General features: G+C 72.4%; 11 protein-coding genes. All 11 read left to right on the top strand.

The window, feature by feature from the left end:
• Positions 1-61: 61 nt before the first annotated feature.
• The 11 genes from OOJ98_RS03760 (at position 62) to OOJ98_RS03710 (ending at position 14862) form a co-directional block, all read left to right on the top strand.
• Positions 62-1399 carry an ABC transporter substrate-binding protein gene (locus OOJ98_RS03760; protein ID WP_267053173.1) on the top strand — a complete coding sequence of 446 codons (1338 nt, stop codon included), beginning with the start codon at positions 62-64 and terminating at the stop codon, positions 1397-1399.
• 7 nt (positions 1400-1406) lie between these two features.
• Positions 1407-2351, top strand: a complete 945-nt coding sequence (locus tag OOJ98_RS03755; RefSeq protein WP_267053172.1) for a carbohydrate ABC transporter permease — start codon at positions 1407-1409, stop codon at positions 2349-2351.
• 1 nt (position 2352) lies between these two features.
• Positions 2353-3231, top strand: a complete 879-nt coding sequence (locus tag OOJ98_RS03750) for a carbohydrate ABC transporter permease (protein WP_267053171.1) — start codon at positions 2353-2355, stop codon at positions 3229-3231.
• Between the two features lie 3 nt (positions 3232-3234).
• Positions 3235-4500, top strand: a complete 1266-nt coding sequence (locus tag OOJ98_RS03745) for a 6-phospho-beta-glucosidase (RefSeq protein WP_267053170.1) — start codon at positions 3235-3237, stop codon at positions 4498-4500.
• Complete coding sequence (locus OOJ98_RS03740) at positions 4497-5471, top strand: N-acetylglucosamine kinase (RefSeq protein ID WP_267053169.1); 975 nt, start codon at positions 4497-4499, stop codon at positions 5469-5471. The genes OOJ98_RS03745 and OOJ98_RS03740 overlap by 4 nt, the downstream gene beginning before the upstream one ends.
• A 183-nt stretch (positions 5472-5654) precedes the next feature.
• Positions 5655-7031 (top strand): hypothetical protein, encoded by a 1377-nt coding sequence (locus OOJ98_RS03735; protein ID WP_267053168.1) that lies wholly within the window; start codon positions 5655-5657, stop codon positions 7029-7031.
• Between the two features lie 188 nt (positions 7032-7219).
• Complete coding sequence (locus OOJ98_RS03730) at positions 7220-8158, top strand: glutamate ABC transporter substrate-binding protein (protein WP_267055498.1); 939 nt, start codon at positions 7220-7222, stop codon at positions 8156-8158.
• Positions 8159-8202: 44 nt separating this feature from the next.
• Positions 8203-9534 carry a hypothetical protein gene (locus tag OOJ98_RS03725; protein ID WP_267053167.1) on the top strand — a complete coding sequence of 444 codons (1332 nt, stop codon included), beginning with the start codon at positions 8203-8205 and terminating at the stop codon, positions 9532-9534.
• Positions 9535-9584: 50 nt separating this feature from the next.
• Positions 9585-12149: a serine/threonine-protein kinase gene (locus tag OOJ98_RS03720; RefSeq protein ID WP_267055497.1), complete on the top strand. Its 2565-nt coding sequence runs from the start codon at positions 9585-9587 to the stop codon at positions 12147-12149.
• Positions 12146-13405 carry a PP2C family serine/threonine-protein phosphatase gene (locus tag OOJ98_RS03715; protein WP_267053166.1) on the top strand — a complete coding sequence of 420 codons (1260 nt, stop codon included), beginning with the start codon at positions 12146-12148 and terminating at the stop codon, positions 13403-13405. Before OOJ98_RS03720 ends, OOJ98_RS03715 begins: the two co-directional genes overlap by 4 nt.
• Positions 13406-13503: 98 nt before the next feature.
• Positions 13504-14862 carry a VWA domain-containing protein gene (locus tag OOJ98_RS03710; protein ID WP_267053165.1) on the top strand — a complete coding sequence of 453 codons (1359 nt, stop codon included), beginning with the start codon at positions 13504-13506 and terminating at the stop codon, positions 14860-14862.
• Positions 14863-14871: the final 9 nt, after the last annotated feature.

The raw sequence follows: 14871 nt of genomic DNA, 5'->3' as shown, positions 1-14871 counted from the left end.
CCCCGCACCGCCGTCCCCGCCCCACCCCCGCCACCCCCACCCCTCCCCGGGAGACACCGCCATGCCCACCACCCGCCGGACGTCCGCCGTCGCACTGGCCGCGACCGCCTCCATAGCCCTGTTCGCCACCGCCTGTACGGGCCAGAGCAACACGAGCGCGAAGGACGACGCGTCCAAGGACACGACGATCACCTTCTGGCACGGGTGGAGCGCCCCCAACGAGGTCGCGGCCATCCAGGCCGACGTGGACGCCTTCCAGAAGGCGCACCCCAACATCCACGTCAAGGTCGTCGGCGACATCAACGACGACAAGATCAACCAGGCGTTGCGCGCGGGCGGCTCCACCGCCCCCGACGTGGTGTCGTCCTTCACCACCAACAACGTCGGCAAGTTCTGCTCGTCCAACGCCCTCGCCGACCTCGCGCCGTTCCTGAAGAAGGACGGCATCGACCCGGCGAAGACGTTCCCGAAGACCATGAACGAGTACACCCAGTTCGAGGGCAGGCGCTGCGCGCTTCCGCTGCTCGGCGACGCCTACGCGCTGTACTACAACAAGGACGCCTTCAAGGCGGCCGGGATCGACGGTCCGCCGACCACCTGGTCGGAGTTCGAGGCGGACGCCAAGCTGCTGACCAAGCCGAAGGGCGACTCGTACGAGCAGCTCGGCTTCATGCCGAACTACCACGCCTACGAGACGACGACCGAGCACTACCTCGCGCAGTGGTCGCCGACGTACTTCGACACCAGCGGCACGTCGAACATCGCCAAGGACCCGGCGTTCGAGAAGGGCCTCGCCTTCCAGAAGCAGCTCGTCGACGACCTGGGCGGCTTCGGCAAGCTGGAAAAGTACCGCTCGTCCTTCGGCGAGGAGTACGGCAACACCAACCCGTTCAACACCGGGCAGGTCGCGATGGCGATGGACGGTGAGTGGCGGCTCGGCATGGCGCTCGCCGCCAAGCCGAAGTTCGACATCGGGGTGGCGCCGCTGCCGGTGCCCGACGACCAGCGGGCCACGCACGGCAAGGGCTATCTGACCGGCACCATCGCGGGCATCGCCTCGACGTCGAAGAAGCAGAACGCCGCGTGGGAGCTGGTCAAGTTCCTGACCACCGACACCGACGCGGTGGTGAACTTCGCCAACGCCATCCACAACGTGCCCTCCACCCTGGAGGCGCTCAAGTCGCCGAAGCTCCAGGCCGACCCGCGCTTCAAGACCTTCCTCGACATCGCGCAGAACCCGAACTCCACCACGACCCCGGCCTCCGTCAACGGCGGCCAGTACCTCGTGTCGCTCCAGAACCTCGGCTACGACGTCGAGAGCGGCAAGCAGGGCGACATCAAGGCGGGGCTCGCCACGACCGCCCGGGAGATCGACGCCGCGATCGCGCAGGCGAAGTAGCCCGGTCATGAGCACCCCGTACACACTGCGTGCCAAGCACCGCCGCTCGGCGCTGCGCACCCTGGCGTTCCTGTCGCCCTGGCTGATCGGGTTCGGCGTCTTCTTCGCCTACCCGCTGCTCTCCACGGTCTACTTCTCCTTCACGCACTACGACGGTTTCGGCGCGGCCACCTTCGACGGCCTGAAGAACTGGTCGTACGTCTTCAACGACTACCCGCTGTTCTGGCCGGCACTGCGCAACACCCTGTGGCTGGTGGTCGTCATGGTCGCCTGCCGGGTGGTGTTCGGGCTCGGCGTCGGCATGCTGATCACCAAGATCAAGACGGGTGTGGGCATCTTCCGCACCCTGTTCTACCTGCCCTACCTCGCCCCGCCGGTCGCGGCCACCCTCGGCTTCGTGTTCCTGCTCAACCCCGGGACCGGGCCGGTCAACTCGCTCCTGGGCGACCTCGGCATCCCGGCGCCCAACTGGTTCACCGACCCGTCCTGGTCCAAGCCCGCGCTCACCCTGCTCGCGGTGTGGGGCGTCGGCGACCTCATGGTCATCTTCATGGCGGCGCTGCTCGACGTGCCGAAGGAGCAGTACGAGGCCGCCGAGCTGGACGGCGCCTCGCCCTGGCAGCGGTTCCGCTTCGTGACCCTGCCGAACATCTCGCCGATCGTGATGTTCGCCGTCGTCACCGGCGTCATCCAGGCGATGCAGAGCTACACCCAGCCGCTGGTGGCGGGCAAGGTCGCCTCCGGCCACATCGGCAACTCGGGCCAGCAGTTCGAGCCCGGCTACCCCGACAAGTCGACGCTGACCCTGCCCCAGCTCGTCTACAACCTGGGCTTCCAGCGCTTCGACTACGGCTCCGCGTGTGTCGTCGCCCTCGTCCTGTTCGCCCTCTCCATGGCCTTCACCGCGCTCCTCATGAAGCGCCGCGGCGGCCTGATCCAGGCAGGTGAGTGACGTGACGTACGCCCTCGACGCGCCGTTGGCGACCCCGGCGGCCAAGGTGGCCCGCCGCAAGGCCCTGCTCCAGTGGATCGCCGTGCACGCGCTCGGCGTGGCCGCCGCGCTGTTCTTCGTGCTGCCCTTCGTCTTCCTGCTGCTCACCTCGCTCATGGACGACCACCAGACCCTCACCCGCGACCTGATCCCGCACCACTGGGCGTGGTCCAACTACCGCAAGGTGTTCGACACTCCGGGGTTCTTGACGTGGTGGCGGAACACCCTGCTCTACGCCGGCCTCGGCACCGTGCTCAGCGTGGTGTCGTCCCTGCCGGTGGCGTACGCGCTCGCCAAGTTCCGCTTCCGCGGCCGCAATCTCTCGCTGATGCTGGTCATCTCGATGATGATGCTGCCGCCGCAGGTCGTCATCATCCCGATGTACCTGTTCTGGGCGAAGCAGCTCGACCTGTCGGGCACGCTGTGGCCGCTGATCGTCCCGCTGGCGTTCGGCGACGCGTTCAGCATCTTCCTGCTGCGCCAGTTCCTGCTGACCATCCCGAACGAGTACCTGGACGCGGCGAAGGTCGACGGCTGCGGTGAGCTGCGCACCCTGATCAGGGTGGTGCTCCCGATGGCCCGCCCCGGCATCGCCGCCGTCGCGCTCTTCCAGTTCTTCTACGCCTGGAACGACTACTTCGGGCCGCAGATCTACGCGTCCGACACGCCGGCGTCGTGGACGCTGAGCTACGGCCTGGAGTCCTTCAAGGGCGCGCACCATACCGACTGGAACCTGACCATGGCCGCGACCGTTCTGGTCATGGCCCCCGTGATCCTCGTCTTCTTCTTCGCGCAGAAGGCTTTCGTCGAGGGCGTCACACTGACCGGAGTGAAGGGCTAATCAATGAAGCTCGCAGTAGTGGGGGGCGGCTCCACCTACACCCCCGAACTCATCGACGGCTTCGCCCGGTTGCGGGACACGCTGCCCGTCAGTGAGCTCGTCCTGATCGACCCGGCCGCCGACCGCCTGGAGCTTGTGGGCGGGCTCGCCCGGCGCATCTTCGCCAAGCAGGACCACCCGGGCACCATCGTCACCACCTCCGACCTGGACGCGGGCGTCGAGGGCGCGGACGCGGTCCTGCTCCAGCTGCGCGTCGGCGGGCAGGCCGCCCGGCAGCAGGACGAGACGTGGCCCCTCGAATGCGGCTGCGTGGGCCAGGAGACGACCGGCGCGGGCGGCCTCGCCAAGGCGCTGCGCACGGTGCCGGTGGTGCTGGACATCGCCGAGCGCGTGCGCCGCACCAACCCGGACGCCTGGATCATCGACTTCACCAACCCGGTGGGCATCGTGACCCGGGCCCTGCTCCAGGCCGGGCACAAGGCGGTCGGCCTGTGCAACGTGGCCATCGGGCTCCAGCGCAAGTTCGCGGCGCTGCTCCAGGTCACGCCCGGCGAGGTCCACCTCGACCACGTCGGCCTCAACCACCTCACCTGGGAGCTGGGGGTGCGCCTGGGCGGGCCGGACGGCGACAACGTGCTGCCGAAGCTGCTCGCCGAGCACGGCGACGCCATCGCCGACGACCTGCGCCTGCCCCGCCAGGTCCTCGACCGGCTCGGCGTGGTGCCCTCGTACTACCTGCGCTACTTCTACGCCCACGACGAGGTGGTGCGCGAGCTCGGCACCAAGCCGTCGCGGGCGGCCGAAGTCGCGGGGATGGAGCGCGAGTTGCTGGCCATGTACGGCGATCCGGCGCTGGACGAGAAGCCCGAACTGCTCGCCAAGCGCGGCGGCGCCTTCTACTCGGAGGCCGCGGTCGACCTCGCCGCCTCCCTGCTCGGCAACGGGGGAAGCCCCGTGCAGGTCGTCAACACGTACAACAACGGCACGCTGCCCTTCCTCGCCGACGACGCCGTCATCGAGGTGCCGGCCCGCGTCGGCCACGGCGGCGCGGTGCCGCTCGCGGTGCCCGAACTCGACCCGCTGTACGCCGGGTTGATCGCCCACGTCACCGCGTACGAGGACCTCGCGCTGGAAGCCGCCCTGCGCGGCGGGCGCGACCGGGTGTTCCGGGCGCTGCTCGCCCACCCGCTGGTCGGGCAGTACGACCACGCCGACGGGCTCACCGACCGGCTGATCGCGCACAACCGGGAGCACCTTTCGTGGGCATGAGTGTGCTGGCGATCGACGCCGGCAACAGCAAGACCGATGTGGCGCTGATCGGCGCGGACGGCACGGTGCTCGGCACCGCGCGGGGCGGCGGCTTCCGGCCGCCGTCGGTGGGGGTCGAGGTGGCCATGCACATGCTGGCCACCACGGTCGAGGAGGCCCACCTCGCCTCCCGCAGCCCCGGGCCGCTGCGGGTCGCACACGTCTCGGCGTGCCTGGCCAACGCCGATCTGCCCGTCGAGGAGCGGGAGTTGACGGCGGCGCTAGAAGCCCGCGGCTGGGGGGATTCGGTCCGGGTCCACAACGACACCTTCGCGATCCTGCGCGCCGGGCTCCCCAGCGGCGCCGAGCCGTGCGGCGTCGCCGTGGTGTGCGGCGCGGGCATCAACTGCGTGGGCATGACCCCGGACGGGCGGACCGCCCGCTTCCCCGCCATCGGGAAGATCTCCGGCGACTGGGGCGGCGGCGGGGGCCTGGCCGAGGAGGCCCTGTTCTTCGCGGCGCGCGCCGAGGACGGCCGGGGCGAGGCGACCGCGCTCGCGGGCGCGCTCCCCGCCCACTTCGGGCTCTCCTCGATGTACGAGCTGATCGAGGCGCTGCACCTGGAGAAGATCCCGGTGGTGCGCCGGCACGAGCTGAGCCCGGTGCTCTTCGAGGTCGCGGCGGCCGGGGACGCGGTCGCGGGCGCCCTCGTGCGGCGCCAGGCCGAGGAGATCGTGGCGCTCGCGGCGGTCGCCCTCGGCCGGCTCGGGCTGCTGGGAACGCCGACGCCGGTGCTGCTCGGCGGGAGTGTGCTCGCGGCCCGCCATCCCCAACTGGACGACGCCGTACGCGAACTGCTCGCGGCCAGGGCGCCGAAGGCGGTGCCGCTGGTGGTCACGGCGTCGCCCGTGCTCGGCGCGGGGCTGCTCGGCCTCGACCGGGTGGCGGCGCCCGATGCGGCGTACGCGCGGCTGCGCGCCCAGTACGTGTAGCCGGACCGGGCCCCCGGGGAACCGAACGGACCGCCTCCGCGTATACATGAGGGGAACGTGAGGCAGGGGGCGCGGGGGCGCGGGCGTGAAGCGGCAGGTAACAAGATCCAGACAACCCTGGATGGTTGTCGGTCCCTGCGGCCATACTGCCTAGGCAGCGACCGAGGGGGAGGTCAGGTGGCGATGTCGCCGAACGTGCGCGAACCGGAGACGCGGGAGTCCGCGGCCGGGTCCGCGGCGCAGCCGCGACCGGGCGCGCACCGGGGCTGGGCAGGGGCCCGCGAGCGGCTGCGCGCCGCGGCGACCACCGAGCCCGGCCGTCTGTGGATCATCGGTACGGTCGTGGCGGTGCTCGTGGTGGCGTTCGGCGCCGTCACCGCCTGGGAGGTCTCGGACCGCGCCGCCGCCGCCGACGACGTCGTCAACCGCAGCCAGCCGCTGAGCGCCGACGCCGCGTCCATCTACCGTTCGCTCGCCGACGCCGACACGGCGGCGGCGAGCGGGTTCCTCGCCGGCGGCCAGGAGCCGCTCGACGTGCGCAAGCGGTACGACACGGACATCACGACGGCGTCCCGGCTGCTGGTGAAGGCCGCCGCCAACACGACGGGTTCGGCGGAGTCGGCCCAGCAGATAGCCACGCTCAACGAGCAGCTCCCGCTCTACAACGGTCTGATCGAGCAGGCGCGGGCCAACAACCGGCAGGGCTTCCCCGTCGGCGGCGCCTATCTGCGCTTCGCCAACCAGAAGATGAGCGCCAGCCTGCTGCCCGCCGCGCAGAAGCTGTACGAGGCGGAGACGGGGCGGCTCTACGACGACTACGACCAGGCGGACACCTGGCCGTACGCGGCGACCGTGCTCGGCCTGGTGGCGCTCGGCGGCCTGGTGTGGGTGCAGCGCCGCAACTACCTGCGCACCAACCGGGTGTTCAACCACGGTCTCCTCGCCGCGACGGCCGCCTCCACGGTGGTGATGCTGTGGCTGGTGGTGGGCCACGCGGTGGCCTCGTCCGACCTGTCGGCCTCGCGCGCCCACGGCCAGGAGTCCCTGAAGGTCCTCAACGACGCCCGGATCAGCTCGCTCCAGGCCCGCGCCAACGAGAACCTCACCCTGGTCGCCCGGGGCGCGGTGCTCACATCGGACGGCAAGGACCAGTACGAGGCGCAGTTCGCCCAGGACATGACGACGCTCAACGACAAGCTGGGCACCGCGAGGAACCTCGCCGACGACGCCGCGGGCAGGACCCCGGTGACGCAGGCCAAGGCCGACATGGACGCCTGGCAGCAGCGCCACACGGCGGCCCGCAAGACGGACGACAGCGGTGACTACGACGGCGCGCTGACCCAGGTCCTCGCCGCGAAGGGCTCCACGGGCGAGTGCTTCGACAAGGTGGACGAGCAGCTCGACGCGGCCATCGCCCATGAGCAGCGCCAGTTCACGAGCGCCGCGTCCGACGGCCGGGGCGCCCTGACGGGCCTCCCGGTGGGCGCGGCGGTCCTCGCGGTGCTCGCGGCGGCCGGTGCGGGCGTCGGCGTCAGCCGCCGGCTCGCGGAGTACAGGTGAGCGCCATGGACAGCGGCAACGGCCGTGCGAGCAGCGGCGGATGGGCGAGAGGGGTCGCGATGAGCGGCGCGAACGGTTCGGCGGATCCGGTCCACCCGGCCGCCCCGGGCACCGACACGCCGGGCCGCGCCCGGCGCACCGAGCGGCGCCGGGCCGGGCGGCTGCGCGGCTGGGGCGGGGTGGCCGGGATGGCCCTCGCGCTCGCGGTCGCGGCGGGCACCCTGATCCCGCTGACCCGGCACGGCGGTGAGAGCGCCGCCGCGGTGGGCGTCGCGGGCCCCGGCACCGCGCACGGCGTGCAGGCCAAGGCCGACGACTGCACGGACCCCGAGGCGAGCCTGTCCCCGTCGTCGGCGGACGGGCCGACCATCGACGCCATCAAGCGGCGCGGCAAACTGATCGCGGGAGTCGACCAGAACAGCTTCCGCTGGGGCTACCGCAATCCGGCGACGCGCACCCTCGAAGGCTTCGACATCGACCTGGTGAAGGCGATCGCGAAGAACATCCTGGGCGACGAGAACGCCGTGATCTACCGCGCCATCCCGACCAGCCAGCGCATCCCCGCCCTGCAGAACGGGACGGTCGACGTGGTCGTGCGGACCATGACCGTCAACTGCGGCCGCATCAAGCAGGCCTCCTTCTCGACCGCCTACTTCGAGGCGGGCCAGCAGGTGCTCGCCCCCAAGTCCTCCGCCATCACCGGCTTCGACGACTCGCTGAAGGGCAAGCGGGTCTGCGTGGCGGCGGGCTCCACCGCGTTCGACGCGCTCAAGACCGATCCGCACGGCGCGGACTACCAGGACTTCACGGTCCCCAACCAGCTGGACTGCCTGGTGCGCCTCCAGCAGAACCTGGTGGACGCGGTCGTCACCGACAACGCGCTCGCCGCGGGCCAGGCCGCCCAGGACCCGGCGGTCCAGCTGAAGGGCAGCCCGTTCACCACCGAGTACTACGGTGTCGCCGTCAAGCTCGGCAACACCGACCTGGTGCGGCGGATCAACCAGGTCCTCGTGGACTACCGCAGCGGCGGGGACAACAGCCCCTGGATGAGGGCGTACCGGCAGTGGCTGGCCGCCGACCTGCCCGGCATAAAGAGCCCCCCGGCACCCAAGTACCGGGCGGGTTGAGCGCGTTGACGGCGGCTTCGTACCACAGAGCGGAGAGGTGATCGATGGGCGCGGGATCCTCCCCCAGCTCCACCGGGGGACCCCCGGGGCCGGTCATGGACCGGGACGAGGCGGACCGTGCGCTGGCACGCCTCGACGCCGAGCACGAGGCCGTCGAGACCTCGCTGCTCGCCCTCCAGGACCATGCCGGGCGCCGGCTCCTCGAAGGGGCCGGGCTCACCGGTGTCACCAAGGAGCGCTGGGCCGCCACCGAGCAGTCGATCTCCCTGCTGTGGTCGTACTTCGACGCCTACTCGGCGGCCCTGGAGTCCGCGCGTGAGCTGCGCGCCCGGCGGCGCTGGCCCAACCGGGACGACCTGGTGGAGCTGACCGACCGGCTGCGCGGCGCGTCCGTGACGCTGTCCGGGGCCGCCCTGCACGGCGCGCCGACCCTGGCCGGCGGTCCGGCCCGGCTCACCGAGCGCTTCTCGCTCGCCGACCTCGTGCACCGGATGAACGAGCTGTACGCGCGCTCGCTCGACGTGGTCGTGGCCGCCGACGCGGTGTGGTCGGCGCTGCCGGCCCGGATAGACCTGCTCGCCGCCGAGCTGCACCGCACCCGGAGCCTCGCCCACTCGGTGGGCGTGCGCCCCGGGGAGCACCCCTCGGGCGACGACCTGGAGGAGATCACGGCGGAGCTGGCCGAGCTGCGCACCCAGGTGATCTCCGACCCGCTCGCGTTCTGGGTGCCCACGCAGGGCAGCTCGGCGCCGGGCGGCGGGCGCCCCGACACCGGGCGCTACGACCGGGCGGCGCGCGCCCTCGAAGACGTACGCCGTGAGATCGACGCCGTTCTGACGGTGCGTCAGGATGCCGAGCAGCGCCTCGCGCGCCTGCGGGACGTGCTGTCGCGGGCCGACCGCACCCTGGCCGAGGCCCGCTCGGCGCGCGGCGAGGTGCTCGCGAAGATCGCCGCGAGCGAGGTGCCCGCGGTGAGCGGCCCTTCCATCGTGCTCCAGGAACAGCTGGCCGCCGCCGCGGAGTACCGCAGACACGCGCAGTGGCACCGGCTCTCGCCGCTCCTGGAGTCCCTCGAACGCGAGGCCGAGGACGAACTGCTGCGCGCCCGCGAGTCGTTGACGGCGGTCACCGCGCCGCTCGCGGTCCGCGCCGAGCTGCGCGGGCGGCTCGACGCGTACAAGGCGAAGGTCGCCCGGCACGGCATGGCCGAGGACCCGCTCCTGATCGAGCGGTACGACGCGGCCCGCCGCATGCTGTGGTCCGCGCCCTGCGACCTGCGCGTCGCCGAGGAGGCGGTGCTGCGCTACCAGCGGGCGGCGGCGGAGGTACTGGTCCCGAGACAGTCCGGGCCCGAAGACGTGAGGGGGGATTCGTGAGCGAGAACACCCAGTGCCAGCGCCCCGGTTGCGCCGGTACGTACGAGGACATGGGCGGCGGCGAGCTGTACTGCGACACCTGCGGGCTCGCGCCCGTCGTGTCGCCCACGGGCATGGTGTCGTCACCGCCGACCGGGATCACCGGCGGCGGCCACCGCTCGGCCTCCCAGTCGTCGCGGTCCTCCTCGCGCGCCTCCGCCCGCTCGTCGGCCCGGTCCTCGACCTCCCGGCGCTCGGTCTCGGGGCGCCTGTCGTCGCTGACCGGCACCACCACCGCGCGTTCGGTGTCGGTGCGCAGTTCGGGCGCCGCGGCGAGTTCGTCGGCGCGCAGCCGGCTCGGCGCGGGCCTGGTGTCGGTGCCCGGGGTGCCGCGTCCGGACCCGCGCTCCGCGGTGATGGAGCACCCGGAGGTCCCCGAGCGGAAGCGGTTCTGTTCGCGTTCGGACTGCGGGGCGCAGGTGGGCCGTTCGCGCGGGGAGCGGGCCGGGCGCACCGAGGGCTTCTGCACCAAGTGCGGCCACCCGTACTCCTTCGTGCCGAAGCTGCACACCGGTGACATCGTGCACGGCCAGTACGAGGTCGTGGGCTGTCTGGCGCACGGCGGGCTCGGCTGGGTCTACCTCGCCGTGGACCGCGCGGTCTCCGACCGCTGGGTCGTCCTCAAGGGCCTGCTCGACACCGGCGACCAGGACGCGATGGCGGCGGCCATCTCCGAGCGGCGCTTCCTCGCGGAGATCGAGCACTCCAACATCGTGCGGATCTACAACTTCGTGGAGCACCTCGACCAGCGCACCGGGTCGCTCGACGGCTACATCGTGATGGAGTACGTCGGCGGCAAGTCCCTGAAGGAGATCGCCAACGAGCGGCGCACGGTGGACGGCAGGCGCGACCCGCTCCCCGTGGAGCAGGCCTGCGCGTTCGGCATCGAGGCCCTGGAGGCGCTCGGCCATCTGCACAGCCGCAACCTGCTGTACTGCGACTTCAAGGTCGACAACGCGATCCAGACCGAGGACCAGCTGAAGCTGATCGACATGGGCGCGGTGCGCCGCATGGACGACGACGAGTCGGCGATCTACGGCACGGTCGGCTACCAGGCGCCCGAGGTCGCCGAGGCCGGCCCCTCGGTCGCCTCCGACCTGTACACGGTGGCGCGCACCCTGGCGGTGCTGACCTTCGACTTCCAGGGCTACACCAACGTCTACGCGGACAGCCTTCCGGACCCGGACACCATCGACGTCTTCCGTGCGTACGAGTCGTTCTACCGGTTCCTGGTGCGCGCCACCGACCCCGATCCGGCGCGCCGGTTCGCCTCCGCGCAGGAGATGGCGGAGCAGCTGACGGGTGTGCTGCGCGAGGTCGTGGCGCTCCAGACGGGGCGGCCGAGGCCCGCCCTCTCGACATTGTTCGGGGCCGAACTGCGGGTCACGGACGCCACGTTGTTCGCCGAGACCGACGGTGACGTCTCGCGCCTCGGAGCGCGGGTGGCGCCGGTGGGCAGGCGCGCCCGCAAGGCGCTCGCGCAGGCGGCGGTTCCGGCCGCGGCCCTCGCCGCCGTCCCGGCGGGCGCCCCGCCGGTGCCGGCGCTCGCGCCGAACACCCCGGGCCTGCCGCAGCCGGTGCCCGCGGGCGCCGTCCCGGCGCCGCGCGCCGAGGGCGCCACGGGTGGCGGCCCGTACGCCGCCCCGCTGCTCAAGGCGCTCGACCCGCGGGGCACCACCCTCGCGCTGCCGGTGCCGCACGTGGACCCGGGCGACCCCAACGCGGGTTTCCTCGCCGGTCTGATGGCCGCCGCTCCCGCCGAGCTGATCACGGCGCTGCGCTCGGCCCCGGCCCACTCCATCGAGCGCAGGCTGCGCGAGCTGCGGGCCCGGCTCGACATGGACGAGCGGGTCTCCGCCGGCAAGGCGCTCGACTCCCTGGAGGCCGACTACCCGGACGACTGGCGGGTGGTCTGGTACCGGGGGCTCGCCTCGCTCGCCGCCGGCGACAACGAGAACGCGGCGCTGTCCTTCGACGCGATCTACGACGCGTTCCCGGGCGAGCCCGCCCCCAAGCTGGCGCTCGGCGTGTGCGCCGAGGTGCTCGGCCAGCTCGACAACGCCGCGGAGTACTACCGGCTGGTGTGGACGACCGACCCGAGTTACGTCAGTGCCGCGTTCGGGCTGGCCCGGGTGCAGCTGGCCGCGGGCGACCGCACCGGCGCCGTACGGAGCCTGGAGTCCGTGCCCGAGGCCTCCATCCACTACACGGCGGCGCGGGTCGCGGCGGTCCGGGCGCGGCTGCGCAGCCGGTCCCCGCACGACCCGCTGCTCGACGACCTGGTGGCGGCCTCGGCCCAGGTCGAGGCGCTCGACGCGTTCGGTCTCGACGCGGTGCGACGTGAACAGCTGGCGACCGAGGTCCTGGGCACCGCCCTGGACTGGGTACTGTCGGGGAGCACCGGCGCCGGGCAGCGAGGAAAAACCGTTCTGCTCGGCAACGACGTCGATGAGCGGGGCCTGCGCTTCGGTCTGGAACGTTCGTACCGGATGCTCGCCCGGCTGGCACAGCGCGGCGAGGAAAGGATCGACCTGGTGGAACGGGCCAACCGATTCCGCCCCCGGACCTGGGTGTGACGATGTCGCAGACGCATCAGCTCGCCGCCTGCCCCGGCTGCGAAGAGCCGCTGGAGACGGGCGACCTGTTCTGCGGGGCCTGCGGGTACGACCTGTCGGCCGTGCCCGAGCCGCCGCTCGACCATCCGACGATCGAGATGGCCTCCCCGGCCGCCGCGGCGCAGGATCCCCAACTCCCGTACCCCGTACGGACGGACGAGCCGGCCGCGGCGCCGCCGCCCGCGCCGGACGCGGTCGCGGAGCCGGCGGAGTACGCGCTGGCCGCGCCCGACCCGCGGGCCGCCGAGCCCGATCCCGACACCCATGTGGCGCGACCGCCCGCGCCCGGCGCCGCGGTGTGTGTGGCCTGCCGGGCCGGCCGGGTCGACGGCGACGGGTACTGCGAGAACTGCGGGCACGCCCAGCCGCGCGAACGCGACCACATGGAGCAGGAGCTCGGCGGGGTCTGCGCGGTGAGCGACCGCGGGCTGCGCCACCACCGCAACGAGGATTCCTTCGCGCTGTCCTCGACCGCGCTGCCCGACGGCTCGCCCGCGGTCGTGGCGATCGTCTGCGACGGGGTGTCGTCGGCGACCCGCCCCGACGAGGCGTCCGCCGCCGCGGCCGCCGCCGCCAACGAGTCGCTGCTCGTGGCCCTGCCGCAGGGCACCCACCCGCAGCAGGCGATGCACGACGCGATCCTGGCCGCCGCCGAAGCGGTCAACTCCCTTGCCGCGGAGCCCGCTCAGGTGCCGCCGCAGGAGGCGCACCGGCACCAGAACGCGCCGGCCTGCACGCTGGTGGGCGCCGTCTCGGCGTCCGGGCTCCTCGTGGTCGGCTGGGTCGGCGACAGCCGCGCGTACTGGGTGCCCGACGACCGTACGGCCGCCCCGGCCCGGCTCACCGAGGACGACTCGTGGGCCGCGCAGATGGTGGCGGCCCGCCTGATGAGCGAGGCCGACGCCTACGCCGACGAGCGGGCCCACGCCATCACGGGGTGGCTGGGCGCGGACGCGTACGAACTCGACCCGCACACCGCGTCGTTCAAGCCGGACCGCTCCGGCGTGGTGGTGGTCTGCACGGACGGCCTGTGGAACTACGCGGAGGGCGCGCAGGAGATGGCCCGCGTCATCCCCGCGGACGCGGCGCAGCGGCCGTTGCAGAGCGCGCAGGTGCTGGTCGGGCACGCCCTGGACGGCGGGGGGCACGACAACGTAACAGTGGCCGTGCTGCCGTTCGCGGTGGCGCAGCAGGGGGCAGGATCCGCCTACCCGTAGGCCCCGCCCGCGGCGCGCCGCTTCGGCGCCGCCGTCGCCCCCGCCCCTCGTCCCCACCTTTTCACTTCAGGTCCATGGAGCCTCAAGGAGCCTTGTCGATGGCCAACTTCTCGAAGTCCAACGTGCCGCAGTTCTCCGTCGAGGTGTACCAGAACGAGTTCCTTCCGGAGGGCGGCCGGGAGGTCAACGCGATCGTCACGGTGGCCTCCACGGGCGGCGGCACCCTGGGCGGGGCTCCCTTCACGACGGCCACCGCGGCGCCCTCGCACATACCCGGGCAGGCGCCCTCCGCCGCCGTGGTGATCATGGTGGACTGTTCGGGCTCCATGGACTATCCGCCGACCAAGATGCGCAACGCCCGTGACGCGACGGCCGCCGCCATCGACACCCTGCGCGACGGCGTGGCCTTCGCGGTGGTCGCCGGCACGCACATCGCCCGCGAGGTCTACCCGGGCAACGGCCGGCTCGCCACCGCCGACCGCCAGACCCGTACGCAGGCCAAGGAGGCGCTGCGCAAGCTGAGCGCGGGCGGCGGCACCGCGATCGGCACCTGGCTGCGCCTGGCCGACCGGCTGCTCGGGGCCGCGGACGTGCCGATCCGGCACGGCATCCTGCTGACCGACGGGCGCAACGAGCACGAGTCGCCGGAGGACCTGCGCTCGGCCCTCACGGCGTGCGCAGGGCGGTTCACGTGCGACGCCCGCGGCGTGGGGACCGACTGGGAGGTCAAGGAGGTCACCTCGATCTCCTCCGCGCTGCTCGGCACCGCGGACATCGTGGCCGATCCGTCCCATCTGGCCGCGGACTTCACGCAGATGATGGAGAACGCGATGGGCAAGGAGGTCGCGGACGTGGCGCTGCGGCTGTGGACCCCGGTCGGCGTGGAGATCAAGTTCGTCAAGCAAGTGGCGCCCACCGTCGCCGAGTTGACGGGCCGGCGCACCGAGGCGGGACCGCGCGCCGGGGACTATCCGACGGGCTCCTGGGGCGACGAGTCCCGCGACTACCACGTGTGCGTGCAGGTGCCGCAGGCCAATGTGGGCCAGGAGATGCTCGCCGCCCGCGTCTCGCTCATCGTGCCCGACCGCGAGGGCGGTGCGCCGCAGGTCCTGTCGCAGGGTCTGGTGCGTGCGGTGTGGACCGACGACATGGCGGCCTCCACGTCGATCAACCCCCAGGTCGCCCACTACACAGGTCAGGCCGAACTGGCCCAAGTCATCCAGCAGGGGCTGGATGCGCGCAAGTCGGGCGATGTGGACGGCGCGACGGCGAAGCTCGGCCGCGCGGTGCAGCTGGCCGCGGCGTCGGGGAACTCCGATACCGCCAAACTGCTCGCGAAGGTGGTGGACGTCGTCGACGAAGCGAACGGTACTGTGCGACTGAAGGCGAAGGTCGCGGAAGCGGACGAGATGACCCTCGAAACGCGCTCCACCAAGACCGTTCGCGTCAAGAAGTAGCACGACGTA

The sequence above is a fragment of the Streptomyces sp. NBC_00083 genome (assembly GCF_026343295.1).
In the GTDB taxonomy this organism is placed as follows: Bacteria; Actinomycetota; Actinomycetes; order Streptomycetales; family Streptomycetaceae; genus Streptomyces.
This window is presented reverse-complemented; position numbering and strand designations above follow the sequence as displayed.

Excerpts from the sequence above, each read along its gene's own strand:
- OOJ98_RS03760 (WP_267053173.1), top strand. The coding sequence starts at position 62 with ATGCCCACCACCCGCCGGACGTCCGCCGTCGCACTGGCCGCGACCGCC.
- OOJ98_RS03755 (WP_267053172.1), top strand. The coding sequence starts at position 1,407 with ATGAGCACCCCGTACACACTGCGTGCCAAGCACCGCCGCTCGGCGCTG.
- OOJ98_RS03745 (WP_267053170.1), top strand. The coding sequence starts at position 3,235 with ATGAAGCTCGCAGTAGTGGGGGGCGGCTCCACCTACACCCCCGAACTC.
- OOJ98_RS03740 (WP_267053169.1), top strand. The coding sequence starts at position 4,497 with ATGAGTGTGCTGGCGATCGACGCCGGCAACAGCAAGACCGATGTGGCG.
- OOJ98_RS03735 (WP_267053168.1), top strand. The coding sequence starts at position 5,655 with ATGTCGCCGAACGTGCGCGAACCGGAGACGCGGGAGTCCGCGGCCGGG.
- OOJ98_RS03730 (WP_267055498.1), top strand. The coding sequence starts at position 7,220 with ATGGCCCTCGCGCTCGCGGTCGCGGCGGGCACCCTGATCCCGCTGACC.
- OOJ98_RS03725 (WP_267053167.1), top strand. The coding sequence starts at position 8,203 with ATGGGCGCGGGATCCTCCCCCAGCTCCACCGGGGGACCCCCGGGGCCG.
- OOJ98_RS03720 (WP_267055497.1), top strand. The coding sequence starts at position 9,585 with ATGGGCGGCGGCGAGCTGTACTGCGACACCTGCGGGCTCGCGCCCGTC.
- OOJ98_RS03710 (WP_267053165.1), top strand. The coding sequence starts at position 13,504 with ATGGCCAACTTCTCGAAGTCCAACGTGCCGCAGTTCTCCGTCGAGGTG.